The organism is Streptomyces sp. NPDC018019 (genome assembly GCF_044327805.1).
GTDB lineage: Bacteria > Actinomycetota > Actinomycetes > Streptomycetales > Streptomycetaceae > Streptomyces.
Window position 1 is genome coordinate 52,739 of sequence record NZ_JBIRGD010000005.1, and the last position, 26,548, is coordinate 79,286.

Here is a 26,548-nt window from a genome sequence, read left to right on the forward strand (position 1 = left end):
GTTCCGGTGGCCGCGGCAGGGCACGACGGGCCGGGCCGCGGCCCCGGATGATCAGGCGGGGAGGGCGGATTCGAGGAACGGGCCCACCACGGCCCGCCACTCCTCCGGCGCCTCCCAGGGGAGCCAGTGCCCGGCGTCGGGTATCTCGGCGTAGACGCCGCGCGGGAGGACGCGGACCATCTCCTGGGCCTCGGCGCGGCCCAGTTCGCCGTCCAGCCCGCGGACCACGAGCGTGGGGCACCGCACCAGGGCGAGGTCCTCCCAGTGCGCGTCGTGGACCCAGGTCTCGCGGGCGGTGAGCATCTGGTGGCGGGAGAAGACCGGCCGCCAGCCGTCCGCCCGTTCGGCCATGACCTCGGCGAAGAACTCGCCGCGGGCCGGCTGCGGACGCTCCAGGGTCGGGTCGTCCTCACCGAACCATTTCCGTACGTCCGCGAGGGTGGCGAACGGGACCGGCCAGGACCGGAACCAGTCCGCCCACTCCCGCTGCGAGGCCGCGCCCAGGGCGGAGGCCCGCATGTCGCAGATGACCAGGGCGCTGACGAGGTCGGGCCGGCGGGCGGCCACCTGCCAGGCCGTCAGGGCGCCCATGGAGTGGCCTATCAGGACGGCGGGGGCCAGGCCGAGCTGCTCGATGGCGGCGATGCCGTCGGCGACGTACGCCTCGCGGTCGTACGGGCCGTCCTGGGGTTTCTCGCTGCGGCCGTGGCCGCGCTGGTCCAGTCCGACCGGGCGGCACCGGGAACCCAGCCAGCGGGCGGTCTCGGCCCAGTGCGACGCGCGCCCCATCAGGCCGTGCAGGAGGAGCACACCCGGGCCCCGCTCCCCCTCCTCCCCGCCCCGGCCGGACTTCGGCGGGTCGGTGAACTCCCAGGCGGCGAGCCGGACGCCACCGGTCCCCATCACGTCGATGCGGCGCACCATGAGCCCTGGCACCCCCATTCGGTCTTCGAGCAGCCCCACACTATCGAACCTCTATTCGACTAGGCTGTTCCTGCGCCCAATAACCCTCGTTCGGGTGACCACGCCCAAGGATTGCCGGTCTTCGCCGAGGGGAGACACGTAGCGGGAGGCGGGCCCCACCGGGAAGGGGGCCCACGGGGAAAGACCCTGAGAGCTCGGGGCTCCGGGTCTTGGCGGGGGGACATGGGGAGGCGGGGCCCCGGCTGCTCGCAGCGCCGGGGCCCCGGGTGTGCGCGGGGCCGCCACCGTCACGCCGGGCAGCACGTCCCCGGAACCCCTCACGACTTGCCGAAGTCACAGGCCACGCGATCCGCGGGGACGCCTGTACGGACGCGGGCAGCGCGGCGCCTACGGGCGCGAGCCGCGGACCCGGCGGCGAACTCACCGGCCGCGGCAACGGTGTTCGCGGTGGCCGGATCGGGGATGGCGGTGGACCGCTCCGCACCCGAGCCCCCTCCCCGACCCGGGCCCGCGGCGGCAGGGGGCTCGCGCCCCGTCCGTCCTCAGCCGCACCGCCCCAGGTCTCCGGCGCCACACGTCATGAAGCCGCTGTGCTCGCGCGCACGCGCGACACACGGCCGCCGGCCGCTGTCGTGCGCGTGCCCAGCGCCAGGGTGGCATGCCATCGGCCGCTCCGCTGGTGGTTCGCCGACTCCGGCCGGTGGCACGGCAGTCGACCACCGCACCGGACCGGCCGTCGCACCAGGTCAGCCGGGGAGCGGGCGGCGGGGGATCAGCGCTTGGCCACGAAAACGTGTGCGGCGATCTCGGACTCCAGTTCCGCGGCCTCGCCGCTGCTGCCGATGAGCACACCGGAGGGCGACTCGGTCACGCTGACCACCGCGCCCGGCTGCACACCGGCGCGCCGCAGCGTGTACATGAGCTGGGCGTCCGCCTGGATGGGCTCGCCGATCCGGCGCACCACGACCGTCTTGCCGTCCGCACCGGCCTCCAGGTCCATCAGGCTCACCATGCCGGCGTCCAGGAACGGGTCGGCCTCGGCCTTCTCGCCCAGCTCCTCCAGGCCCGGGATCGGGTTGCCGTACGGCGACTCCGTCGGATGCCGCAGCAGCTCGACGACGCGGCGCTCGACCGCCTCGCTCATCACGTGCTCCCAGCGGCACGCCTCGGCGTGCACCTGCTCCCACTCCAGACCGATGACGTCGACCAGCAGACACTCGGCGAGGCGGTGCTTGCGCATGACGCGGGTCGCCAGCCGGCGGCCCTCCTCGGTGAGCTCCAGATGGCGGTCGCCCGCGACCGTGAGCAGGCCGTCCCGCTCCATGCGCGCCACGGTCTGGCTGACCGTCGGGCCGCTCTGTTCGAGCCGCTCGGCGATCCGGGCGCGCATCGGGACCACACCTTCCTCTTCCAGCTCAAGGATGGTGCGGAGATACATCTCCGTGGTGTCGATCAGTCCGGACATGCGTGCCCCTCGATGTGTCGTGCGGTGGCCCTGACCTCAATTCTGACGCATCCCACCGACAACGGTTCCGCGTCCGCTCCGGCCGGCCCCTCCCGGAGCCCCGGTACGGCGGCCCGCGCCCGGCGCCCGGACGGCGACCGGGCGACGCCCGGACGGCCGGAAGGCGTCCACCCGGCCGCGAGTGGCGGCGGACACCGTATTGACAGGGCGCTGGTCCAGACCGCAACGTGATCCGCGCCACGGCGAGGACCGGTGCGGACGGCTGGGGACCGGTGGGGAACGGCGCGTAACGGAGGGCGCCGGCACCCGCCGGACGCCGGAACGTGCCGGAACACGTCAGAACGTACGCAAACGTACGAGGACCAACGTACAAGACCGATGAACACCGACGACACACCGACGAGACACCGACGAGTCACGGACGAGAGGGGCCCCGCGGCGATGGGCGAGAGCAACCGGTTGGCCGGGCAGTACTTCGACGCCGCGATCGGCCTGCTGCGCCGGGTGCGCGACGAGGAGGACGAGCGGATCGGCGCGGCCGGCACGCTGATCGCCGACACCGTCGAGGCGGGCGGCCGGGTCTTCGCCTTCGGCGCCGGGCACTCCTCGCTCCCCGCCCAGGACACCGTCTACCGGGCCGGCGGACTCGCCGTGGTGAACCTGCTGACCGTCCCGGGCGTCGTCGGCGTCGACGTACGGCCCGCGACGCTCGGCAGCGCGCTGGAGCGGGTGGACGGGCTGGCCGGGGCGGTCCTGGACACCAGCCCCCTGGAGGCCGGTGACGTGCTGATCATCATCTCGCTCTCCGGGCGCAACTCGCTGCCCGTCGAGATGGCGATGAACGCGCGGGCGCTCGGCCTGAAGGTCGTCGGGCTGACCTCGGTGGCGTACGCGGACGAGACCAGGTCGCGGCATGTGTCCGGGACGCATTTGCGGGACCACTGCGACATCGTCCTGGACAGCAAGATCGCGGTGGGTGACGCGGAGTTGACGGTGCCGGGCATCGCGGCGCCGTTCGCCCCCGCCTCGACGGTCGTCACCAGCGCGATCATGCAGGCGGTCGTCGCGACGGCCGCGGGCGTGCTGGCCGACCGGGGCATCGACCCGCCGCTGCTGCGCTCCGGGAACGTGGACGGCGGGCACGACTGGAACGGCCGGGTGATGCGGGAGTACGCGGACCGGATCTACTACCGGCAGTAGACCGGATCTACTACCGGCAGTAGGCGGTGCGCGCCGGGCCCGACGGCCGCCGCGCGTCACCCCGGCGCCGGTCCCGCCACTCCCCCTGTTCCCGCCAGGTCCAGGGCCGCGGCGATCCGGGACGCGACGTCCTCCGCGTACGCCGCGTCCGCCCGGTCGAACGGGCGCCGCGAGGCTCCGCGCAGGAACGTCGCCACGCCCAGCGTCCGCCCCCGGCTGCGCAGCACCACGCACAGGCCGTGCACCGTGCCGTCCGGCCACTTGCGGGCAGCGGCCCAGCCCTCCGCGACGGCCGGGCCCGCCCCGGCCCGGACCGAGCCGCATCGTTCCAGCGCCTGGGCGGCCGGGTGGCCCGGCCCGTAGGCGACCGGGATGCCGGTGGGCGGTACGGCTTCGGACGGGCCGGGCGCCCCGGCGGGCGAGGCGATGGCCCGTACGAGGACGGGCCGGCCGTCCTCGCCGGCGGCGCCACCGGCCCCGCAGTCCGCCTCGCCCCCCGCTTCCCGCTCGCCCCCGCGGTCGCCCCCGCCTCCCACGACATCGATCAGCCCGTGATCGGCGAACCCCGCCAGGGCGAAGTCGAGGTGGACCGCCGCCGCCTCCATCGGGTCCTCGCACTCCCCCGCCGCACGGCCGGCGCGGTACAGCTGCTGGGCCCGGAAGCGCAGCAGCGAGGCTTCCTGTTCGGCGCGCTTGGCCTCCGTGACGTCCTGGAAGAGCCAGCCCACCCCGAGCGGTACGGGCTCCTCCGCCAGCGGCGAGGCCAGTCGCAGGAAGCCGCTGCGCCAGCACCGGCGGGTCTGCTCGGCCTCGTCGGACCGGAGCGTCACCCACAGCTCGGCGGCGGCCGGCGGCGTGCCCTCCGCCAGGACGTGCGTCAGGGCGCTCTCCAGCTCCTCCACGCCCTGGGACAGCAGATCGCCCAGCGGGCGCCCCAGCACGGCCGTACGGCCCATTCCCAGGGCGCGTGCGGCGTGCGCGTTGACGACGGCGGGCCGCAGGTCGGCGTCGACCAGGACCACGCCCCAGGAGGCGTCCACGAAGAGCGCCTCGCTCAGCGCGATGGAGCGCTCCAGGTCGATCTGGGCGTGCACCTCGCTGAACGCGCAGTACACGCCCGACGGCCGGCCGTCGGGCCCGAGCACCGCGGAGGACTGGGTACGCACCAGGACGCGGCGCCCGTCCTTGGTCAGCAGCGCGAACTCGTGGACCTGGCGCCCCGGCGACCGCGTCGCCGCCAGCAGCCGGGCCTCGACCTCGTCGGCGTCCTCCTTGCGGACCGCCCAGCCGGCCAGCCCCGGCCTGCCGACCGCCTCGGCCGCCGACCAGCCGAGGAGCCGTTCGGCCTCCCGGTTCCAGTGGGTGACGGTGCCGTCCGCGCCGAAGGCGCACAGCGCGGCGTCCATCCCGTCCAGCAGCGCCGCGAGCAGGCCGGAGTCCTCACTGTCCGGCTGCGGGTCCGGATCGGCGCCGGGCAGGCCGGCGGCGCACGGGCCCCCCGGGGGCGGGTCGCCCCGTTCCGCGGCCCGGCCCGGCCCTCCGGGCGGAACGGGCTCGAAGCGGTGCGACGAGGACGACGAAGAGGACGACGAAGACGAAGCAGCCACTGGCACCCCCTACGAACGCGGTCCGCATGTGCTGCACGTCGGATCATTCAACTGGAACGTGACGCGGGCCACACCCCTTTCGCGGAAATCCCCGGAAACCTGCCCGCGGGAAATTCGCTTGTGCGGCCGGCGGGCCGGTTCCTAGGGTGTGAGGACACGAGAAGGGAGGTGGTTCGGCAGATGATTTCGTACCGGACGCGTGAGGTGGCTGCGGGCTAGCGGCCCGCCGTCGCACTCTGTGTGCAGCGCCGGACCAGCGCAGGAGACGACTGCGCAGCCGGCCCAATCCCAAGCAGTCACCCGACCCGCGGGCCGCCGGTTCGTCCGACCGGTCCCTCCGTGCCACCGGCGCGGGGGAAGCCCGCGGGTCGTCTGCGTGTACGGGCCCGGCCGCGCCGCCGGGCCCCGGGTCGTGTACCGGGCGCGGGCCCTCAGGGCGCGAGCCGTACGACGGACCAGCCGTCGCGGCCCCCGTCCGCTGCCCGTTCGTAGCGCAGCCGGTCGTGCAGGCGGTTCTCCCGGCCCTGCCAGAACTCGACGGATTCCGCGACGACCCGGATGCCGCCCCAGTGCGGCGGCGCCGGCACCTGCTCGCCCTCGGGGTAGCGGGCCGCCAGCTCGGCCCAGGCGCGCTCCAGTTCGGCGCGGGAGGCGACCGGCGCGGACTGGTCGCTGGCCCAGGCACCCAGCTGCGAACCGTGCGGGCGGGTGCGGAAGTACGCGGCGGTCTCGTCGCGCCCGATGCGGGCGGCCGGGCCGGACACGATCACCTGGCGGGCGAGCGGGTGCCACGGGAAGAGCAGCGAGACGTACGGGTTCTCCGCCAGGTCACGGCCCTTGCGGCTGGTGTAGTTGGTGAAGAACACGAAGCCGTGCTCGTCGAAACGCTTGAGCAGCACGGTCCTTGAGCTGGGACGGCCGGCGGCGTCGGCGGTCGAGACGACCATCGCGTTCGGCTCGTGCAGTCCGCTCGCGGCCGCTTCCTTGAACCAGCGCGCGAACTGGTCGTACGGGCTGGGGGCGAGGTCTGCCTCGTCGAGTCCCTCGGCGCGGTACTGCGCCCGCATGGCGGAAGGATCGAGCGGGTCGGGGAGGGGCGTGTCGGCGGAGTGCACGGCCACATCTTGCAGCATGCGGGCCTGTTGGGGCAGCCGGGTGGCAAGGAAGTCTGCCCTTGGACGGCCGGGCGTAACCCTCCCGTAAGCGAAACATCCGGTGTGCCGGATCTCACGCTTCCCGGCGGGTGCCGGACCGGCCACAATCGTGCCGCGGACCACTGTGGCGCGGGAACGGCGCGGGATATCGTGTCCGCCCTGAAGTGATCGAAGTGACGTGTTCCGGGCGGGCGGCCGCGGGTGCCGGTCGGGTGACCAACGCCCGCGCGGGGCATGACGGGAGTGACCGGTACGGACCGCGAGCCGCGCAGGCGGCCGCGTAACCGGGCCGGCGCCCGGACCAGCCGTACGGAACCGGCCCGGCAGCGCGGGTCGCGGCCGGCGGACCCGGCGGTCCGCCGGAGCCGCGTGCCGCCCCGGCCGCCGCACCGGACACCGCACGGCGGCAGCCGAACCGCCGACCCGACCAGCCTGACCTGACAGATCTCGAACGCACGGCATCTTGGTCATGAGCCGCATGTCGTCCACATCTTGAGGAGCCGCCTGATGTCCGACTTCGTCCCCGGACTCGAAGGAGTCGTCGCGTTCGAAACGGAGATCGCCGAACCGGACAAGGAGGGCGGCGCGCTCCGGTACCGCGGTGTCGACATCGAGGACCTGGTCGGCAAGGTCTCCTTCGGGAACGTGTGGGGGCTGCTGGTCGACGGGTCGTTCAACCCCGGGCTGCCGCCTGCCGAACCGTTTCCCATCCCCGTCCACTCGGGTGACATCCGGGTCGACGTGCAGTCCGCGCTGGCCATGCTGGCGCCGGTGTGGGGCCTGAAGCCGCTGCTGGACACCGACGAGCAGACCGCCCGGGACGAGCTGGCGCGGGCCGCGGTCATGGCGCTGTCGTACGTCGCGCAGTCGGCGCGCGGGCAGGGTCTGCCGATGGTGCCGCAGAAGGAGATCGACAAGGCCGGCACGATCGTCGAGCGCTTCATGAAGCGCTGGCGGGGCGAGCCGGACCCGAAGCACGTCGCGGCCGTGGACGCGTACTGGACCTCGGCGGCCGAGCACGGCATGAACGCGTCCACGTTCACGGCGCGGGTCATCGCCTCGACCGGGGCCGATGTGGCGGCGGCGCTGTCCGGCGCGGTCGGCGCGATGTCCGGGCCGCTGCACGGCGGGGCGCCGTCGCGGGTCCTCGGCATGATCGAGGAGATCGAGCGGACGGGTGACGCCACGGCGTACGTGAAGCGGGCGCTGGACCGCGGCGAGCGGCTGATGGGCTTCGGCCACCGGGTCTACCGGGCCGAGGACCCGCGGGCGCGCGTCCTGCGGCGCACGGCGCGCGAGCTGGGCGCGCCGCGCTTCGAGGTCGCCGAGGCGCTGGAGAAGGCCGCCCTGGAGGAGCTGCACAACCGGCGCCCGGACCGCGTCCTGGCGACGAACGTGGAGTTCTGGGCGGCGATCGTGCTGGACTTCGCGGAGGTTCCGGCGCACATGTTCACGTCGATGTTCACGTGTGCCCGCACGGCGGGCTGGAGCGCGCACATCCTGGAGCAGAAGCGGACCGGCCGGCTGGTCCGGCCGTCGGCCACATACGTGGGCCCGGGCCCGCGCGGCCCGGAGTCGGTGGACGGCTACACGCTGCCCGCCTAGCGGGAGTCGTGTGGGGGCGCGCCACCGGTACGGGCCGGTGGCGCGCCCCCTCGTCGTGTGGCCGACGCCCGGTTCAGGAAGTGCCGTTCAGCGCTCCGTCCAAGATCCGCGCCCACTGTGTCACCACCCGTTCCCGGCGGGCCGTGTCGTCGGTCAGGAGGGTGGCCAGGCCGAGGCCGCGGGCCATGTCCAGGAGGCCCTGGACGGTCTCGCGCACGCCGGGCACCGACTCGTCGGCGCCCAGGAGCGTGACGGCCGTGCGGTGGGCCTCGCGGCCGACGCGGGCCTCCAGGGCGGTGACGCGGTCGCGGAGCGGTTCCTCGTCGGAGGCGGCCACCCACAGGTGGAGCGCGGCCCGGAAGAGGGGGCCGGTGTACAGGCCGACGATCTCCTCGACGACGATGCGGGTGCGGGCCGCGGAACCGGTGGGCGGCAGCTCCGCCGCGAGGGCCTGCAGGGCGCTCTGGCGCCGTTCCGCGACATGCTCGACGGCCGCCGTGAACAGGTCCTCGCGGGTGCGGAAGTGGTGCTGGGCGGCCCCCCGCGAGACGCCCGCGCGTTCCGCGACGACGGCGACGGTGCTGCCGCTCCAGCCGCGTTCGGCGAGGCAGGAGACGGCCGCTTCCAGGAGGGCGCGGCGGGTGGCGCGGCTGCGTTCCTGCTGGGGCTCCTTGGGGGCGCGGGCGGACGTCACCGTACCCATGACGGTTCCCGGCGCTGGAGGAAGGCGGTCATGCCCTCACGGGCCTCCTCGGAGGCGAAGAGGCGGGCCGAGGTGTCGGCGAGGGCCGCCGTGTCGCGGTCGAAGACGCGCAGGACGTCCGCGGTGACCAGGGCCTTCGAGGCGGCCAGGCCCTGGGGGGAGCCCTTGCGGAGGCCGGCCAGGACCGGTTCGAGGGCGGTGTCGGGGTCGTCGGCGGCCAGGGTCACCAGTCCGGTGCGGGCCGCTTCGGCGGCGTCGAAGCGTTCGCCGGTGAGGTAGTAGCGGGCGGCGGCCCGCGGGTCCATACGGGGCAGCAGCGGCATCGAGATGACGGCGGGGGCCAGGCCGAGGCGGGCCTCGGTGAAGGCGAAGGTGGCCCCGGGGCCCGCCACGGACACGTCGCAGGCGCCGAGCAGGCCGAGGCCGCCGGCGCGTACGTGGCCGGTGACCCTGGCGACGACCGGCTTGGGGAGTTCGATGACCGTGCGCAGCAGGCGGGCGAGGCCGAGGGGGCCGGAGACGGCCGCCCCGTCCCCGTCCGCGCCGCCGGTCGCCTCCGTGAGGTCGGCCCCCGCGCAGAACGTCGTCCCGGTGTGGGTGAGCAGGACGGCCCGGGTCCCGTCGGACGCGGCGGCCGCCGCCAGCGCCGCGTGGAGTTCGCCGACCAGGCGCCGGGAGAGCGCGTTGCGGTTGTGCGGGGAGTCGAGGGTGAGGACGGTGACGCCCCGGTCGTGGGCGTGCCGTACCAGCGGTCCGTCCGGAGTGGCGTCCGGTGTGGCGTCGCTCATGAGGCCGTGGAACTCCTTTCCCTGGCGCGCAGTTCGCGCCGCAGGATCTTGCCGGTGGCGGCGCGTGGCACGGTGTCCGTGAACTCCACCCGCCGTACTTTCTTGTACGGGGCGACCTGCCCGGCAACGTACGCGATGACCTCGTCCTCGGTGAGCCGGGCCCCCGCGGCGCCGCGCTGCCGCACGACGTACGCCTTGGGGATCTCGTTGCCGTCCGCGTCCGGCACGCCGATCACGGCGGCGTCCGCGATGCCCTCGTGGGCGAGCAGCACCGCTTCGAGGTCGGCCGGCGCGACCTGGTAACCCTTGTATTTGATCAGCTCTTTGACGCGGTCCACGACGTACAGCCAGCCGTCCGCGTCCACCCGTCCGATGTCGCCGGTGTGCAGCCAGCCGTCCGGGTCGAGCACCGCGTCGGTCTCGGCGGGCCGGCCGAGGTAGCCGCGCATGACCTGGGGGCCGCGGATGAGGATCTCGCCGCTCTCGCCGGTGCCGAGGTCCTTGCCGGTGTCCGTGCAGCGGATGCGCATCTCGGTGCCGGGCAGCAGCTTGCCGACCGTGCCGGGCGGCGCGGTGGCGCCCAGCGGTACGGCGTGGGTGCCGGGCGAGAGTTCGGTCATGCCGTACGCCTGCATGACGGGCCGGATGCCCAGGCGCCGGGAGCAGGCCTCGGCGAGCCTGGCGTCCAGCGGGGCGGCGGCGCTGACGAGGTAGTCGAGCGAGGACAGGTCGTACTGGACGACGGCCGGGTGCTTGGCGAGGGCCAGCACGATGGGCGGAGCCACGTAGACCGCGTTGACCCGGTACTTCTCGATGGTGCGCAGGAAGTTCTCGAGGTCGAAGCGGGGCAGTACGACGACGGTGGAGCCGTTGCGCAGCGGGGCGTTCATCAGGGCGGTGAGGCCGTAGATGTGGAAGAAGGGCAGTACGGCCAGGACGCGGTCGCCGGGCCCGCTGCTGATCAGCTCGTTCAGCTGGGCGAGGTTGGTGGCGATGTTGCGGTGGGTGAGCATCACGCCCTTCGGGGCGCCGGTGGTGCCGGAGGAGTACGGCAGCACGGCCAGGTCGCGGGCGGGGTCGATGCGGACGGCCGGCTCGGGCGCGGTGGAGGCGATCATGTCGCGTACCGAGCGGTGGCCGACGGCGCCGTCGCAGATGAACACCTCGGTGATGCCGCCGGCCTGTTCGGCGGCGCTGCGTGCGGTCTCCAGCAGCGGGGAGACGGTGACGATCCAGTTGGCGCCGGAGTCGCGCAGCTGCCGGGCGAACTCGCCGGAGGTGGACAGCGGGTGGACGGTGGTGATGGCCGCCCCGCAGCGGGAGGCGGCGTAGCAGACGGCCGGGTAGGCGAGGGTGTTGGGGCTGTGCAGCGCGAGCACGTCGCCCGGCCGTACGCCCGCGTCGGCCAGCGCGGCGGCGATCCGGCGGGTGGCGCCGTCGAGTTCGGCGTAGCCGACCGTGGTGCCGTCCTGGCCGTCGATCAGCGCGGGCAGGGCGGCGTGCGCGATGGCCGACCGGCCCAGTACGGCCTCGTGGATCGGCAGGTCCACGGGCGCGACATCGGCGTACTGACTGTGAAAGACCATGGCCATCCCCTCAGCAGCGGCGCGCGCCCGGTGCCGGGGCGGTGCGGGCGGGCGCCTGTCCGTGTGCGTGCAGCATCGCGGTTGCCGGTGCGGTTGTCAGTACGGCGACTGCCGGTACGGCGACCGCGGTGCCGCGCGCGGCCGGCCGGTCCACGAGGCCGTACCGGGCCCTCAGTACGACTTCGGCAGCCCGAGGCTCTGGTGGGAGACGTAGTTGAGGATCATCTCCCGGCTGACCGGGGCGATCCGCGCCACCCGGGCCGCGGTGATCAGGGAGGCCAGGCCGTACTCGCGGGTCAGGCCGTTGCCGCCGAGGGTGTGCACCGCCTGGTCCACGGCCCGCACGGCCGCTTCGGCCGCCGCGTACTTGGCCATGTTGGCGGCCTCGCCCGCGCCCGCGTCGTCGCCCGCGTCGTAGAGGTGGGCGGCCTTCTGCATCATCAGCCGGGCGAGTTCCAGCTCGATGTGGACCTGGGCGAGGGGGTGGGCGATGGCCTGGTGGGCGCCGATGGGCGCCTTCCAGACCTGGCGGGTGCGGGCGTAGTCGACGGCCCGGCCGACCGCGTAGCGGCCCATGCCGAGGGCGAACGCGGCGGTCATGACGCGCTCCGGGTTGAGCCCGGCGAAGAGCTGGAGCAGGCCCGCGTCCTCCTCTCCCACCAGCGCGTCGGGAGGCAGCCGTACATCGTCCAGCGTCAGCTCGAACTGCTTCTCCGGCGCGCCCAGTTCCATGGAGATCCGGCTGCGCCCGAACCCGGCGGCGTCGCGCGGGACGATGAACAGGCAGGGCTTGAGCTTGCCGGTGCGGGCGTCCTCGGTGCGGCCGACGATCAGCGTGGCCTCGGCGATGTCCACCCCCGATATGAAGACCTTGCGCCCGTTCAGGACCCACTCGCCGGTGGCCGGGTCGCGGCGGGCGGTGGTGGTGATGCGGTGCGAGTTGGAGCCGGCGTCCGGTTCGGTGATGCCGAAGGCCATCTTGCGGGAGCCGTCGGCGAGGCCGGGCAGCCAGGTCCGCTTCTGTTCCTCCGTACCGAAGCGGGCGATGACCGTGCCGCAGATGGCGGGCGAGACGACGAGCATGAGCAGGGGGCAGCCGGCCGCGCCCAGTTCCTCCAGCACGATGGAGAGTTCGGCGATGCCGCCGCCTCCGCCGCCGTACTCCTCGGGCAGGTTGACACCCAGGTAGCCCAGCTTTGCGGCCTCCGCCCACAGCTCGTCGGTGTGCTTGCCCTCGGCGACGACGCGGGCGAAGTACTCGCGGCCGTAGCGCTTGCCGAGCGCGGCGACGGACGCGCGGAGGGCGCGGTGTTCCTCGGTTTCGATCACGGGGGTGCTCACGGGGACTCCTTCGGAGGGGAGCGGACGCCGGAACCGGTGTCTCACTCGGTGACGACGGCCAGCGGCGTGCCGACCTCGACCTGCTGTCCGGCCTTGACGTGCAGGGCGGTCAGCGTGCCGGAGGCGGGGGCGGTGATCTTGTGTTCCATCTTCATGGCTTCCAGCCAGAGCAGCGGGGCGCCGGCCTCCACCCGGTCGCCCTCGGCCAGGCCGTCCGCCACGCGGACGACGGTGCCGGGCATGGGGGCGAGCAGCGAGCCGGGTTCGGTGCGGGCGTCGGGGTCGGGGAAGCGGGGCAGGGCGGTGAGGGTGCGGGATCCGGCGGTGGAGTCGACGAAGACCTGGTCGCCGTAGCGGGTGACGGCGAACTCGCGCCGGACGCCGTCCGCTTCGAGGACGACTCGGCCCGGGGCGGACCGGACGCGCCGTACGCCGGGGAAGTCCTCGGCGTGCAGCCCGTCCCGGCCCAGCCGGTAACGGATCTCGTGCTCGGTGCCGCCGCAGGCGTAGGTCTTGGTCTGCGGCTGCGACGGTACGTTGCGGAAGCCGCCGAAGCGGGACCGGCCGTGTGCGTCGGCGAGGGCGGCGGCCAGCGCGCACAGGCCGGTGACCGTGGCGTCCGGGGCCGCTGACAGAACGTCCGGGTCGCGGTCGTAGAAGCCGGTGTCCAGGCCGGTGGCGGCGGCGAACCCGGGGTGGCGCAGGGACCGTACGAGCAGGTCGCGGTTGGTGACCGGGCCGTGCACGCGGGCCCGTTCCAGCGCGCCCGCCAGCTTCCGTACGGCCTCGGCGCGGCTCGGTGCCCAGGCGATGACCTTGGCGAGCATCGGGTCGTAGTGGACGCCGATCACGGTGCCGTCCGCCACGCCGGAGTCGAGGCGGACCCCGTCGGGCACGGACAGGTGATGCAGCGTGCCGGTCTGCGGCTGCCAGTCCGCCGCCGGGTCCTCCGCGTACAGCCGGGCCTCGACGGCGTGTCCGTGCGGTGCGGGCGGCTCGCCGGGCAGCGCCTCGCCCTCCGCCACCCGCAGCTGGAGGGCGACGAGATCGACGCCGTACACCGCCTCGGTGACCGGGTGTTCGACCTGGAGGCGGGTGTTCATCTCCAGGAAGTGGGCGTGTCCGGCGGCGGAGACCAGGAATTCGACGGTGCCCGCGCCGCGGTAGCCGATGGTGCGGGCGGCGTCGGCCGCGGCCGTGTGCAGGGTGTCGCGCAGCGCGTCGGAGAGGCCGGGCGCGGGGGCCTCCTCGATGACCTTCTGGTGGCGGCGCTGGAGGGAGCAGTCGCGGGTGCCGAGCGTCCAGACCGTGCCGTGCGCGTCGGCGAGGACCTGGACCTCGACGTGCCGGCCGCCGACGACGTACGGCTCGGCGAAGACCTCGCCGTCCCCGAAGGCCGCGGTGGCTTCCGCCCGTGCCGCGGCCAGCTCGCCCGGCAGGTCGGCCAGTTCCCGTACGACGCGCATGCCGCGCCCGCCGCCCCCGGCCGCCGCCTTCACCAGCAGCGGCAGGTCGGCGGCGGTGGCCCGGTCCGGGTCGACGGGGGCGAGCAGCGGTACCCCGGCCGCCGCCATCAGTTCCTTGGCACGCGTCTTGGAGGCCATCGCCTCGATGGCGGCGGGCGGCGGCCCGACCCAGGTCAGGCCCGCGCCGGCGACGGCCGCGGCGAATCCGGCGTTTTCCGACAGGAAGCCGTAGCCGGGGTGGACGGCGTCGGCGCCCGCGGCCTGCGCGGCCTGCACGATCAGGTCGCCGCGCAGGTAGGTGTCGGCGGGGGCGCTGCCCGGCAGGCGTACGGCGGCGTCGGCCTCGCGGGCGTGCGGGGCGTCGGCGTCCGCGTCGGAGTACACGGCCACCGTGGCGATGCCCAGGTCCCGGCAGGTGCGGAAGATGCGGCGGGCGATCTCGCCGCGGTTGGCGACGAGCAGGGAAGAGATCACGGGTTCCTCACATCCGGAAGACGCCGAAGCCGCCCCGCGCGCCCTCGACGGGGGCGGTGTGGACGGCGGACAGGCACAGGCCGAGGACGGTCCGGGTGTCGCGCGGGTCGATGACGCCGTCGTCGTACAGCCGCCCGGACAGGAACATCGGCAGCGACTCGGACTCGATCTGCTGCTCGACCATGGCGCGCAGCCCGGCGTCGGCCTCGTCGTCGTACGGCTGCCCCTTGGCGGCGGCGGAGGCGCGCGCCACGATCGACAGCACCCCGGCGAGCTGCTGCGGTCCCATCACGGCGGACTTGGCGCTGGGCCAGGCGAACAGGAAGCGCGGGTCGTAGGCGCGCCCGCACATGCCGTAGTGCCCGGCGCCGTACGAGGCGCCCATCAGGACGGACAGGTGCGGGACGCGGGAGTTGGACACCGCGTTGATCATCATGGCGCCGTGCTTGATGATGCCGCCCTGCTCGTACTCCTTGCCGACCATGTAGCCGGTGGTGTTGTGCAGGAAGACCAGCGGGATGTCGCGCTGGTTGGCGAGCTGGATGAACTGGGCGGCCTTCTGCGACTCCGCGCTGAACAGCACGCCCTGCGCGTTGGCGAGGACGCCGACCGGGTAGCCGTGCAGCGCGGCCCACCCGGTGGTGAGCGAGGGCCCGTACAGCGGCTTGAACTCGTCGAAGTCCGAGCCGTCCACGATCCGGGCGATGACCTCGCGGGGGTCGAAGGGGGCCTTGAGGTCGCCGGGGACGATGCCCAGCAGCTCCTCCTCGGCGTACTTGGGCGGCGCGGCGGGTGCCGGTGCGGCGTGCGCCTTGCGCCAGTTGAGGCGGGCGACCACGCGGCGGGCCCGGCGCAGCGCGTCCGGCTCGTCCAGCGCGAAGTGGTCGGCGAGTCCGGACGTACGGGCGTGCATCTCGGCGCCGCCCAGCGACTCGTCGTCGCTCTCCTCGCCGGTGGCCATCTTAACCAGCGGCGGCCCGCCGAGGAAGACCTTCGCCCGCTCCCTGACCATGATCACGTGGTCGGACATGCCGGGGATGTACGCGCCGCCGGCGGTGGAGTTGCCGAAGACCACGGCGACGGTGGGGATGCCGGCGGCGGAGAGCCGGGTGATGTCCTTGAACAGCGCGCCGCCCGGGATGAAGATCTCCTTCTGGCTGGGCAGGTCCGCACCGCCTGATTCGACCAGGGAGACGACGGGCAGCCGGTTGGCGAAGGCGATCTCGTTGGCGCGCAGGGCCTTCTTCAGCGTCCATGGGTTGGAGGCGCCGCCGCGTACGGTCGGGTCGTTGGCGGTGACCAGGCACTCCACGCCCTCGATGACGCCGATGCCGGTGACCAGCGAGGCGCCCACCGGGTAGTCGCTGCCCCAGGCGGCCAGCGGCGACAGTTCGAGGAACGGCGTGTCGGGGTCGAGGAGCAGTTCGATGCGCTCGCGGGCGAGCAGCTTGCCGCGCCCCCGGTGCCGCTCGACGTACTTCGTGCCGCCCCCGCCGATGGCCTTGGCGTGCTCGGCCTCGATCTCGGCCAGCTTGGCGAGCATCGCCTCGCGGTGGGCCGCGTACTCGGGCCCGGTCGGGTCCAGTCGGCTGCCGAGCACGGTCACAGCAGTACCTCCGGTATGTCCAGGTGGCGGGCGCGCAGCCACTCCCCCAGGGCCTTGGCCTGCGGGTCGAAGCGGGCCTGCGCGGCGACGCCCGCGCCGAGCAGGCCGTCGATCACGAAGTTGAGGGAGCGCAGGTTGGGCAGGACGTGCCGGGTGACGGGCCGGTCCGCGGCCTCGGGGAGCAGGTCGCGCAGCCGGTCGGTGGTCAGCTCGTGGGCCAGCCAGCGCCAGGCGTCGTCCGTACGGGCCCATACGCCGACGTTGGCCGAGCCGCCCTTGTCGCCGCTGCGGGCCCCGGCCACCAGGCCGAGCGGCGCGCGGCGGAGGCGGCCGTCGTGGGCCAGGGGTTCGGGGAGCGGGGGCCCGGCGAGCGGCGCGGGCTCGCGGGTCTCCGCCGGGGGCGGCACCCCGACGCGGCGGCCGTCCGGGAGTACGGCGATGTGCGGTACGTCCGCCGCGTCCACGTACTCCGCCTCGAAGACGCCGTACGGCTCGCCCTTGCCCGGCGGCGCCGTCACATGGAAACCGGGGATGCTGCCGAGCGCCAGCTCGACCGCCGCGCCGCTGACCACCCGCCCCACCGCTTCCTGGTCGGCGTCCCGCACCACCAGCCGCAGCAGGGCGCTCGCCTCTTCCTGGACGGCGGCGTCGGCGTGGTCGGTGCGGGCCAGCGTCCACTCCACGGACGCCGGGCGGCGCTTCGCCGCGTCGAAGGCCGCCGCCATCTGCTCCCGTACGAGGGCGGCCTTGGCCTCGATGTCGAGGCCGGTCAGCACGAACGTGACCGCGTTGCGCCAGCCGCCGAGGCGGGTCAGGCCCACCTTCAGCGCCGGTGGCGGCGCCTCGCCGCGTACACCGTCCACCCGTACCCGGTCCGGACCGTCCTGGGCCAGCCGTACGGTGTCCAGCCGCGCGGTGACGTCCGGGCCCGGGTAGCGTGCGCCGGCCGTCTCGTAGAGCAGCTGGGCGGTGACGGTGCCGACGGTCACCGTGCCGCCGGTGCCGGGGTGCTTGGTGATCACCGAGGAGCCGTCGGCGGCGATCTCGGCGAGCGGGAAGCCGGGGCGGCGCACGTCGTGGGCGGTGAAGAAGGCGTAGTTGCCGCCGGTGGCCTGGGTGCCGCACTCCAGCACATGGCCCGCGACGACCGCGCCCGCGAGCCGGTCGTGATCGGCCGGCGCCCAGCCGAAGTGGGCCGCTGCCGCCCCGCTGACCAGGGCGGCGTCCGTGACCCGGCCGGTCACGACCACCTCGGCACCGGCTTTCAGGCACGCGGCGATGCCCCCGCCGCCCAGGTAGGCGTTGGCGGTCAGCACGCCCGCGCGCCCGCCGTACCGGGCCATGAGGTCGTCGCCCTCCACGTGCGCCACCCGGACGGGCACGCCGACCCGGTCCGCCAGCTCCCGTACGGCGTCGGCCAGCCCGGCGGGGTTGAGGCCCCCCGCGTTGGTGACGAGCCGGACTCCACGCTCGACGGCCGTCCCCAGGCTCTCCTCCAACTGCCGCAGGAACGTCTTCGCATAGCCGCGCGTGGGGTCCTTGAGCCGGTCGCGGCCCAGGATGAGCATGGTCAGTTCGGCGAGGTAGTCGCCGGTGAGGACGTCGAGCGCGCCGTCGGTGAGCATCTCGCGCACGGCGTCGAAGCGGTCGCCGTAGAAGCCGGAGGCGTTGCCGATGCGCAGCACGCCGCCGTCGCCGGTCATCGGGCGTGCCGCCCGCCGGGTGCCCGGCCCGTGCCGGGTGGCCCGGCGAACGCCTGGGCGATGCCCAGCCAGCGGTCCGCGTCCGCCCCTTCGGCCCGTACGTCCACGTCGTCGCGGTGGGCCCGCTGGGTGACCAGCAGGCAGAAGCCGAGGGCGTCGCCGGTCACCCGCTGGGCCGCGTCCGGCGGACCGTACGTCCAGGTGCCGCCGCCGGGGGCGCGCAGCTCGACGCGGAACTCCTCCTCCGGTGCGGGCAGTCCGTGCGCCGCGTACGCGAAGTCGCGCGCCCGCACGCCGATGCGGGCCACGTGCCGCAGCCGGGCGGTCGGCTCCCGCCGCACGCCCAGCGTGTCGGCGATGTCCTGGCCGTGCGCCCAGGTCTCCATCAGCCGCCCCGTGGCCATCGAGGCGGTGCTCATCTCCGTGCCGAACCAGGGCAGTTTGTCCCCGGCGGTCCGGGTGACCAGGGCCTCGTACAGCGCGGTCCGGCCCGCCCGCCAGCGCGCCAGCAGCTGATCGGGCGGTGTCCGGGCCTCCTCCGCCGCGCCCTCGTCGACAAAGGTCGCGGGGGAGGCCAGGGCCCGCCGGACCGCCGCCTCGAAGGCGGCGGGGTCGGTGGCGGACCGCAGGGCCTGCCGGTCGGTCCAGACCAGGTGCCCGATCTGGTGGGCGATCGTCCAGCCCGCGGCCGGTGTCGGCTCCGCCCACCGCGCCGGTGCCAGCCCGCCCATCAGCGCGTCGAGCGCGTCCCCTTCGTCCTTCAGGTCCGCCAGTACGGCCTCGGCGTCGGACACGCGGCACTCCCCTCGTCGGCCATCTGCCGTGCGGGCAGGGCACGTTGACTCATGCGGTGCGGGTACCGAGCGTGGCAGCGCGCGGAGAAACAATCAAGCACGCCTGCATGATTTTCTGCGGGAGGCGTGCGGCGGAGGCCCCGCACGCCCGGCGGGTCAGCCGGTCTTGCCGCCGCTCGTACTGCGTACCGCCCCCACACTGGCCAGCACCACCAGTCCGATCGCCACCACCTCGGCCCAGCCGAGCGACTGGTGCAGGACCAGGAAGCCGGCCAGCGCCCCGGCGGCCGGCTCCAGGCTCATCATCACGGCGAAACCGGAGGCCGGCAGCTTGCGCAGGGCGAGCAGTTCGAGGGTGTACGGCGTGACCGAGGAAAGCAGCGCGACGGCGGCGCCCAGACCGATCGTGACCGGGTCCAGCAGGGCCGTCCCCGCGCTGAGGAGGCCCGCCGGCAGGCTCAGCAGCGCCGCCACCGACATCGCCAGGGCCAGGCCGTCCGCCTGCGGGAAGCGCTGCCCGGTCCGGGAGGAGAGCAGGATGTACGCGGCCCACAGCGCGCCCGCCGACAGCGCGAGCCCGGCACCGAGCGGGTCCAGCCCGTCGAAGCCCTCGCGGCCGAGCAGGGCCACCCCGCCCAGCGCGAGCGCCGCCCACACCAGGCTCAGCGCCCGCCGCGAGGTGACCACCGAGAGGATCAGCGGGCCCATGAACTCCAGCGTGACGGCGGCGCCCAGCGGGATGCGGTCGATGGCCTCGTAGAAGAGGGAGTTCATGCCGAACAGGGCGACACCGAAGGCGAGGACCGTGGCCCAGTCGCCCCGGGAGTGGCCGCGCACCCTGGGGCGGCAGGCGATCAGCAGGACGAGCGCGGCGACGACCAGGCGGAGCGTGACCACGCCGAGCGCACCGGCCCGCGGGAAGAGCAGCACCGCGACCGAGGCGCCGAACTGGAGCGAGATGATGCCGCCGATGACCAGCGCGATGGATATCAGGCGCCCGCCCGCCGCCGCGTCCCGCTCGGCGGCGCGGACCTCCGGGGAGGCCGGGACCGGCTCGGGGACCGGGGGTACGGGCGGCAGGCCGGGGGCCCCGCCGGACGGGGCACCGGACCGGTCACCGGACGGATCTCCGGCCGGGGTGCCGGACTGCAGGCTGCTGGACTCGTGGCGCGACTCGTTCACACGCCCACGCTACGGTCCGCCGCACAGGGCCGTGAAATGCCTTTTCCCCTGCTGTCATGCTCCGCGCGCATGAGCATCGGGCTGCGGCATCTCCGCTGTTTCCCGGCCATTGCCGACACGCTCAGCGTCACCCGGGCCGCCGAGCGGCCGCACCCCAGCCGGCCCGCCGTCTCCCGAGCCCCGCAGCAGCTGGAGCAGGAGACCGGTACCCGGCTCGCCGACCGGTCCACCCGCCACCCGGAGCTGACGCCGGAGGGCCACGCCTTCCGCGTACGGGCCGAGGCCGCCGTCACCGCCTTCGACGACGCCCTGGCGCACACCCGCCCGGTGCCCCGGCCACTGCTCCTCGGCCACGCCCTAAGCGCCGGGCAGCGCTTCCGCCAGCACCTCGGCCAGGTGCCGGGCCCGTCGGCCGGTGAGCTGGCCGATCTGGGTACGGCAGGAGAAGCCGTCGGCGAGGACCTCCGTGCCGGGGGCCGCCTGCCGTACGGACGGCAGGAGCTGTTCTTCCGCGCAGGCCACGGACACGTCGTAGTGGCCGCGTTCGAAGCCGAAGTTCCCGGCCAGGCCGCAGCAGCCGCCGCTCAGGCCGCCCGCCAGTCCGGCCCGTTCGCGCAGGCGCTGTTCGGCCGCCTCGCCCAGGACGGCGTGCTGGTGGCAGTGAGTCTGGCCGACGGCCGGGCGGTCGACGCGCGGCGGTTCCCAGCCGGGTGCCCGCTCCTCCAGGGTCTGCGCGAAGGTCCGTACGGAGGCGGCCAGCCGCGCCGCGCGCGGGTCGTCGGGCAGCAGCTCGGGCAGGTCGGTGCGCAGGGCCGCCGCGCAGCTCGGTTCGAGGACGGTCAGCGGGGTGCCGTCGGCGAGCAGCGGGGCGAGTGCGTCCACCGTACGGCGCATGACCGCGCGCGCCTGGTCGAGCTGGCCGGTGGAGACATAGGTCAGTCCGCAGCACAGGGAGCGGCGGCGCTGCGCCGGGGGCAGCCGGACGGACAGGCCGGCGGCCTCCAGGACGCGGACGGCGGCGCGGCCGGCCTCGGGGGCGAGGTAGTTGGTGAAGGTGTCCGGCCAGAGCAGGAGCGCCGCGCCCTCCGGGGCCGGTACGGGGGCCCGCTTCGCCCACCACCGCACGAACGGCTCGGTGACCAGCTCCGGGATCGCCCGCTGGGGCGCGATGCCGCCGAGGCGCTTGCCCGCGGCGGCCAGCGGCGTCCGGGCCAGGGCGTTGAGCAGCGGCGCGACCGGGGCCGCCGCGCGCAGCCAGCGCGGCAGCCGGCCCATCGAGTAGTGCGCGGCGGGCCGCAGCCGCCCGGCGTAGTGGTGGTGCAGGAACTCGGCCTTGTACGTGGCCATGTCGACGCCGACCGGGCAGTCGCTGCGGCAGCCCTTGCACGACAGGCACAGGTCCAGCGCGTCCCGCACCTCCTCGGAACGCCAGCCGTCGGTGACCACCTCGCCCGCCAGCATCTCGTGCAGCAGCCGGGCGCGGCCCCGGGTGGAGTGCCGTTCCTCGCCGGTGGCGCGGTACGACGGGCACATGACGGCCGAGGGGCCGGGGGCGGCGTTACGGCACTTGGCGACGCCGACGCAGCGGCGGACGGCCGCCGAGAAGTCGCCGCCGTCGTGCGGGTAGCCGAACTCCACGTCCACCGGGCGCTTCGGCAGCGGCGCGAAGCGCAGGTTCTCGTCCAGCCGGTCCGGCCGGACGAGCATGCCGGGGTTCAGGCCGCCCGCCGGGTCCCACAGGTCCTTGAAGCGGCCGAAGAGGCCGACCAGTTCGGGCCCGTACATCGTCGGCAGCAGTTCGGCGCGGGCCTGCCCGTCGCCGTGCTCGCCGGAGAGCGAGCCGCCGTGCGCGACGACCAGCTCCGCCAGGTCGCCGGAGAACTCCCGGAACCGGCGGATGCCGGGGGCGGTCAGCAGGTCGAAGTCGATGCGGACGTGGATGCAGCCGTCGCCGAAGTGCCCGTACGGCGTGCCGCGCAGGCCGTGCTGGGCCAGCAGCGCCCGGAAGTCCCGCAGGTAGGCGCCGAGCCTCGGCGGCGGCACCGCGCAGTCCTCCCAGCCGGGCCACGCCTCCGAGCCGTCGGGCATCCGGGTGGCGGTGCCGGAGGCGTCCTCGCGCACCCGCCACAGCGCGCGCTGCCGCGCCGGGTCGGTCACGACCGTATGGCCGGTGGTGGCAGCGCTCCGGCACAGTTCCTCGGCGCGCGCCAGCGCCTCCCCCGGCGTCTCGCCGCCCATCTCGACGAACAGCCAGGCGCCGCCCTTGGGGAGACCCGCCGCGCTGCCCACCAGGTCGGCGGCCATGCCCTCGACGGTCAGCGGCCGGTACGGGAGCAGGGTGTGCGCCGCCTCGGCCGCCGCGCTCTCGTCCGCGTAGCCGAGCACCGCCAGCGCCTTCGCGGCGGGCGGCCTGACCAGCGCGACGGTGGCCTCGGTCAGCACGCCGAGGGTGCCCTCGCTGCCGGTGAGCGCCCGCGCCAGGTCGGTGCCCTGCTCGGGCAGCAGCGCGTCCAGCGCGTAGCCGGAAATGCGGCGCGGGAGGTCCGGGTAGCCGGTGCGCAGCAGCGCCAAGTCGCCGTCCACCAGCGCCCGTACCCCGTCCCGCAGCCGCTGCGGCAGCGCGTCCAGGGCCGCCGTGCCCCGCCCGGCGCGCAGCCGCTCGCCCCCGTACGTCAGCATCTCCAGCTCGCGCACGCTGTCGGCGGTGGTCCCCCACGCCACCGAGTGCGAGCCGCAGGAATTGTTGCCGATCATGCCGCCGAGGGTGCAGCGGCTGTGCGTGGACGGGTCCGGGCCGAAGGTCAGGCCGTGCGCGGCGGCTGCCGCCCGCAGGTCGTCGAGGACCAGCCCCGGCTGGACGACCGCCGTACCGGCCTCGGGGTCCAGCGCCACGATCCGCCGCATGTGGCGGGTGAAGTCCAGCACCACGCCGACGCCGGTGGCCTGCCCGGCGATGCTGGTGCCGCCGCCGCGCGGCACCACCGGCACGCCGTGCCCGCGGCACACCCGCAGCGCGGCGGCCACGTCCTCGGCGTCCCGCGGCGCCACCACCGCCCGTGGCACCCGGCGGTAGTTGGACGCGTCCATGGTCATCAGCGCCCGGTCCCCGGCGGCGGCCGAGACCTCGCCGCGCACCGCGGCCGTCAACTCCCGCACCAGTTCCCGCGTCCCGCGTGTTTCCGTACGATCAGCCATGCCCCCAGCCTGCCCACTCGGCCGGGGGGTTCATGGCGCTCCGGGCGGCCCGCGTTCCCGGCCTAGACCCGGAAGACGTTCTCCGGGTCGTACGCGGCCTTGGCAGCGGCCAGCCGCGTGCGCAGCGGCTCCTCGTACGCCTCGGCCGTCACGTCACCGTGATCGCCGAACAGGAAGTTGACGCTGCGGCCCACCGCCCACGGCGCCACCACGGCGAGCATCCCGGCGTGCCGGGACCGGACCGCCGTCACGTCGGTGCCGTCCAGCGGCGACAGCACGCGCAGCAGGAAACGCGCGTCCCGGTGCCCGACCGAACCACCGCCCGAAACGAGCGCGCCGCCGAGGTGGTTGAGCTGCACCACGCACATCATCGGCGCGTCCGGCCCGCCCAGCGCGGCCACCGTGCGCAGCGCGTCCGCGTCCAGGCCGCTGAGCAGCACGCCGTCGCCGTCGTAGGCGTGCGGCGCGGCCGGGTCCTGGTGGATGGTGTGCGCGTCGCTGTACGGCATCTCGCGCAGCGTGTCGGCCACCCGGGGGCCCACCGCGCGCAGCGGCGCGACCAGCCGTCCGCCGTCCTCGGCCGTTCCCGTGTACGCGATCCGGATCTGTACCAGGTACCGCCCGCGCAGATGGGCGGGCAGTACCGGGAGGTCCGGGTAGACGATCAGCCCCACCGACGAGGTCAGGGTGTCCGGCAGGTCCTCGGCCCAGGCGAGGTACGCGGCCAGCGCCTCGTCCAGCAGGTCGGCGCCGAAGACCAGCTGACCGCCGTACAGCCGCGCCACCGGCACCAGTCCGAACTCCAGCCCGGTCACCACGCCGAGCCCGTGCCCGCCGCCGAGCAGCGCCCGGAAGAGGTCCGGGTCGCGCTCCTGGGACACCCGGCGCAGCTCACCGTCGGCGGTGACCAGTTCCACCGTCCGCACGTGGTCCGACGCATAGCCGAACTCCCGCCCCAGGATGCCCAGTCCCCCGCCGAGGGTGTACCCGACGACGCCCACCCCGGGCGACGACCCGTTCACCGGCGCCAGCCTGTACGGCGCCGCCGCCTCGATCACCTTCCCCCAGAGCGCCCCCGCCCCGGCCCACGCGGTCCGCGCTTCCGGGTCGATCCGCACCTCGTCCATCCGGCGCGTGCTGACGAGCAGGCCCCCGTCGGCCGCCGCGGCGAGGCCGTGCCCGGTCGACTGGACGGACACCGGCAGTCCGTGGGCGCGGGCGTGGCGCACCGCCTCCGCCACGTCCGCCGCCGAGGCCGCCCCGACGATCACCGAAGGGCGGTGGGAGCGCCCGGTCTGGAATCCGGACCGCTCCGCGTCGTAGCCCTCGTCACCGGGCACGAGGACGACGCCGGCAGTGCGTTCGGTCAACTCGGCGAGGGAGGAAGGAGCGGTGGTGCGGGCGGGGGCGGCAGGGGTGTACGTGATGTCCATGCGGGTGACTCTGTCGCCATAACCTGACACATGCCGTCGGGTTTTCCGGGAGACTGGGACGGGTGAAATCCGACCGTCTCCTGTCGATCCTGCTGCTCCTCCAGACACGTGGCCGGGTGCCGGCCGCGGAGCTGGCCACCCGCCTGGAGGTGTCCGTCCGGACGATCTACCGCGACATCGAATCGCTGTCCGCGGCCGGGGTGCCGGTGTACGCGGAGCGCGGGCGGCACGGCGGCATCGCGCTGCTGCCCGGCTTCCGTACGGACGTGACCGGGCTGACCACCGACGAGGCGCGGGCGCTGTTCGTGCTGGCCGCCGAGGGCGCGCACCACGCGCTCGGACTGGACGACGCGCTCGGGTCCGCGCTGCGCAAGGTGATGGCCGCGCTGCCCGCCCCGCACCGCCCGGCGGCCGAGCTGACCAGCCGCCGCATCCTGGTCGATCCCGGGCGCTGGCTGTCCGGCCCGCGGCCGGCCGTGGACCTGGACACGCTGCACACCGCGGTCTTCGCCGACCGGCGGCTGCGCATCCGCTACCGGCACGGCGGCGAGACCCGGCCGCGTACCTACACCGTCGATCCGTACGGCCTCGTCTCCAAGGCCGGGACCTGGTATCTCGTCGCGGACCGGCGGCGGCGCGCCCAGCTGTTCCGGGCCGACCGGGTGGCCGCGGCCACGGTGCTCGACACGCCGGTGCGGCGCCGGGACGGTGTGGAACTGGCCGACGCGTGGGAAGCGCTGCGGCGGCAGGTGGAGGACCGGCCGGCGGGGCTGCGGGTGACCGCCCGGGTGCGGCGTCCGCGGCTGGACCTGTTCGTCCGCATCATGGGACCGGCACTGGTGGAGCCGCCCCGGGACACCGGCGGCACGTGGGTGACGGTCGAACTGGCCGTACAGGAACTGCGCGCGGTCCGGCAACTGCTCCAGTTCGCCACGACGGTCGAGGTGCTCGAACCCCCGGAGGCACGGGCGGAGCTGGCGCGGGCCGCCGCGTCGGTCACCGGCCTGTACGCGGACGACCGGCAGCCGGACACCCGGCGCTGAGCGGCCCGGCCGCCGGACCCCCGTCGAAACGGCGGCGTCCGTTCCGTCTCATCCGGTGGACCCCGGTCCTGCACCGGCCTCCTGACGGATTACGCTTCGCCCGTGGCTGATATCCAGATTCCCGCTGACATCAAGCCCGCCGACGGTCGCTTCGGCGCGGGCCCCTCCAAGGTGCGTACGGAGGCGCTCGACGCCCTCGCCGCCACCGGACGTTCCCTGCTGGGCACGTCCCACCGCCAGGCTCCGGTCAAGAACCTGGTCGGCACGGTACGCGACGGCGTACGCGAGCTGTTCCAGCTGCCCGAGGGCTACGAGGTCGTCCTCGGCAACGGCGGCTCCACCGCCTTCTGGGACATCGCGACCCACGGCCTGATCGAGAACAAGTCCCAGCACCTCACCTTCGGCGAGTTCTCCTCGAAGTTCGCCAAGGCCGCCAAGCTGGCGCCGTGGCTGGCCGAGCCGACGCTGGTCGCCGCCGACCCGGGCAGCCACCCGGAGCCGAAGGCGGAGGAGGGCGTGGACGTCTACGCCTTCACGCACAACGAGACCTCCACCGGTGTCGCCGCCCCCGTCCAGCGCGTGGCGGGCGCGGACGCCGGCTCGCTCGTCCTGGTCGACGCCACCTCCGGCGCGGGCGGCCTGCCCGTGGACATCACGCAGACCGACGTCTACTACTTCGCGCCGCAGAAGTCCTTCGCCTCCGACGGCGGCCTGTGGATCGGCGTCTTCTCCCCCGCCGCCCTGGAGCGCGCCCGCAGCATCCACGCCTCCGGCCGGCACATCCCGGAGTTCTTCTCGCTGCCGACCGCGATCGACAACTCGCTGAAGAACCAGACGTACAACACCCCGGCTCTGTCCACCCTCTTCCTGCTCGACGAGCAGCTGAAGTGGATCAACGGCCAGGGCGGCCTGGACTGGGCGGTACGGCGCACCGCGGCCTCCTCGCGCACGCTGTACGGCTGGGCCGAGGCGTCCAAGTACGCGACGCCGTTCGTCACCGACCCGGCCAAGCGCTCCCAGGTCATCGGCACCATCGATTTCGACGACGAGATCGACGCGGCGGCCGTCGCCAAGGTGCTGCGCGCCAACGGCATCGTGGACACCGAGCCGTACCGCAAGCTGGGCCGCAACCAGCTGCGCGTGGCGATGTTCCCGGCGATCGACCCGGCGGACGTCGAGGCGCTGACCGCCTGCATCGACTACGTGATCGACCAGCTGTAACAGCCGGAGACGTACGGCGGCCGGGCCCCGGCGGGCCCGGCCGTCGCGCTGTCCGCTC

General features: G+C 74.6%; 19 protein-coding genes and 1 pseudogene. 5 read left to right on the top strand and 15 right to left on the bottom strand.

Annotated features, from left to right (window positions below; genetic code table 11):
- Nucleotides 1-51: 51 nt before the first annotated feature.
- Entirely contained in the window at nt 52-924 is an 873-nt protein-coding gene (locus tag ACH4FX_RS10310; RefSeq protein ID WP_398477148.1) for an alpha/beta fold hydrolase, read from the bottom strand.
- A gap of 772 nt (nt 925-1,696) precedes the next feature.
- Nucleotides 1,697-2,389: a metal-dependent transcriptional regulator gene (locus ACH4FX_RS10315; protein ID WP_030598393.1), complete on the bottom strand. Its 693-nt coding sequence runs from the start codon at nt 2,387-2,389 to the stop codon at nt 1,697-1,699.
- A 441-nt stretch (nt 2,390-2,830) separates the two neighbouring features.
- Here ACH4FX_RS10315 and ACH4FX_RS10320 point away from each other — a divergent pair, with 441 nt between their 5' ends.
- On the top strand, nt 2,831-3,589 hold the full coding sequence (locus ACH4FX_RS10320) for an SIS domain-containing protein (protein ID WP_398477150.1): 759 nt from the start codon (nt 2,831-2,833) through the stop codon (nt 3,587-3,589).
- Nucleotides 3,590-3,645: 56 nt separating this feature from the next.
- Here ACH4FX_RS10320 and ACH4FX_RS10325 read toward each other — a convergent pair whose 3' ends face one another.
- Nucleotides 3,646-5,067, bottom strand: a complete 1,422-nt coding sequence (locus ACH4FX_RS10325; protein WP_398477694.1) for a PAS domain-containing protein — start codon at nt 5,065-5,067, stop codon at nt 3,646-3,648.
- Between the two features lie 560 nt (nt 5,068-5,627).
- A complete protein-coding gene (pdxH, locus tag ACH4FX_RS10330; protein WP_398477152.1) occupies nt 5,628-6,329 on the bottom strand; it encodes a pyridoxamine 5'-phosphate oxidase in 702 nt (233 codons plus the stop codon).
- Nucleotides 6,330-6,857: 528 nt separating this feature from the next.
- Here pdxH and ACH4FX_RS10335 point away from each other — a divergent pair.
- Nucleotides 6,858-7,955 carry a citrate synthase 2 gene (locus ACH4FX_RS10335; protein WP_398477154.1) on the top strand — a complete coding sequence of 366 codons (1,098 nt, stop codon included), beginning with the start codon at nt 6,858-6,860 and terminating at the stop codon, nt 7,953-7,955.
- 73 nt (nt 7,956-8,028) lie between these two features.
- Here the strand turns inward: ACH4FX_RS10335 and ACH4FX_RS10340 are convergent, their stop codons facing one another.
- The 9 genes from ACH4FX_RS10340 to ACH4FX_RS10380 form a co-directional block, all read right to left on the bottom strand.
- A complete protein-coding gene (locus ACH4FX_RS10340; RefSeq protein ID WP_398477156.1) occupies nt 8,029-8,658 on the bottom strand; it encodes a TetR/AcrR family transcriptional regulator in 630 nt (209 codons plus the stop codon).
- A complete protein-coding gene (locus ACH4FX_RS10345) occupies nt 8,646-9,446 on the bottom strand; it encodes an enoyl-CoA hydratase family protein (RefSeq protein WP_398477158.1) in 801 nt (266 codons plus the stop codon). Before ACH4FX_RS10345 ends, ACH4FX_RS10340 begins: the two co-directional genes overlap by 13 nt.
- The gene (locus tag ACH4FX_RS10350) at nt 9,443-11,032 is read right to left on the bottom strand and encodes a 4-coumarate--CoA ligase family protein (RefSeq protein ID WP_398477160.1); all 1,590 of its coding nucleotides are present in this window, start codon (nt 11,030-11,032) and stop codon (nt 9,443-9,445) included. The genes ACH4FX_RS10345 and ACH4FX_RS10350 overlap by 4 nt, the downstream gene beginning before the upstream one ends.
- A 171-nt stretch (nt 11,033-11,203) precedes the next feature.
- Complete coding sequence (locus tag ACH4FX_RS10355) at nt 11,204-12,373, bottom strand: acyl-CoA dehydrogenase family protein (protein WP_398477162.1); 1,170 nt, start codon at nt 12,371-12,373, stop codon at nt 11,204-11,206.
- Between the two features lie 41 nt (nt 12,374-12,414).
- Nucleotides 12,415-14,313, bottom strand: a complete 1,899-nt coding sequence (locus ACH4FX_RS10360; protein WP_398477164.1) for an acetyl/propionyl/methylcrotonyl-CoA carboxylase subunit alpha — start codon at nt 14,311-14,313, stop codon at nt 12,415-12,417.
- Nucleotides 14,314-14,320: 7 nt separating this feature from the next.
- Nucleotides 14,321-15,919, bottom strand: coding sequence for an acyl-CoA carboxylase subunit beta (locus ACH4FX_RS10365; RefSeq protein ID WP_398477166.1), 1,599 nt, complete (start codon nt 15,917-15,919; stop codon nt 14,321-14,323).
- Entirely contained in the window at nt 15,916-17,622 is a 1,707-nt protein-coding gene (locus ACH4FX_RS10370; RefSeq protein WP_398477168.1) for an acyclic terpene utilization AtuA family protein, read from the bottom strand. Before ACH4FX_RS10370 ends, ACH4FX_RS10365 begins: the two co-directional genes overlap by 4 nt.
- A complete protein-coding gene (locus ACH4FX_RS10375) occupies nt 17,619-18,416 on the bottom strand; it encodes a TIGR03084 family metal-binding protein (protein ID WP_398477170.1) in 798 nt (265 codons plus the stop codon). The genes ACH4FX_RS10370 and ACH4FX_RS10375 overlap by 4 nt, the downstream gene beginning before the upstream one ends.
- Before the next feature lie 156 nt (nt 18,417-18,572).
- A complete protein-coding gene (locus ACH4FX_RS10380; RefSeq protein ID WP_398477696.1) occupies nt 18,573-19,496 on the bottom strand; it encodes an EamA family transporter in 924 nt (307 codons plus the stop codon).
- Between the two features lie 171 nt (nt 19,497-19,667).
- Between ACH4FX_RS10380 and ACH4FX_RS10385 the strand changes: the two are divergent.
- Nucleotides 19,668-19,799, top strand: a pseudogene (locus ACH4FX_RS10385) (LysR family transcriptional regulator); the annotation flags it as partial.
- 156 nt (nt 19,800-19,955) lie between these two features.
- On the opposite strand, the gene ACH4FX_RS10390 reads toward ACH4FX_RS10385, so the two are convergent.
- Together ACH4FX_RS10390 and ACH4FX_RS10395 are read right to left on the bottom strand one after the other, a co-directional pair.
- The gene (locus ACH4FX_RS10390; RefSeq protein ID WP_398477171.1) at nt 19,956-22,793 is read right to left on the bottom strand and encodes an FAD-binding and (Fe-S)-binding domain-containing protein; all 2,838 of its coding nucleotides are present in this window, start codon (nt 22,791-22,793) and stop codon (nt 19,956-19,958) included.
- Between the two features lie 62 nt (nt 22,794-22,855).
- Nucleotides 22,856-24,226: an FAD-binding oxidoreductase gene (locus ACH4FX_RS10395; RefSeq protein ID WP_398477173.1), complete on the bottom strand. Its 1,371-nt coding sequence runs from the start codon at nt 24,224-24,226 to the stop codon at nt 22,856-22,858.
- A gap of 62 nt (nt 24,227-24,288) precedes the next feature.
- Here ACH4FX_RS10395 and ACH4FX_RS10400 point away from each other — a divergent pair, with 62 nt between their 5' ends.
- A complete protein-coding gene (locus ACH4FX_RS10400) occupies nt 24,289-25,269 on the top strand; it encodes a helix-turn-helix transcriptional regulator (protein WP_398477175.1) in 981 nt (326 codons plus the stop codon).
- A 102-nt stretch (nt 25,270-25,371) separates the two neighbouring features.
- Nucleotides 25,372-26,490 (top strand): phosphoserine transaminase, encoded by a 1,119-nt coding sequence (gene serC / locus ACH4FX_RS10405; protein WP_398477176.1) that lies wholly within the window; start codon nt 25,372-25,374, stop codon nt 26,488-26,490.
- The last annotated feature ends 58 nt before the right edge of the window (nt 26,491-26,548 follow it).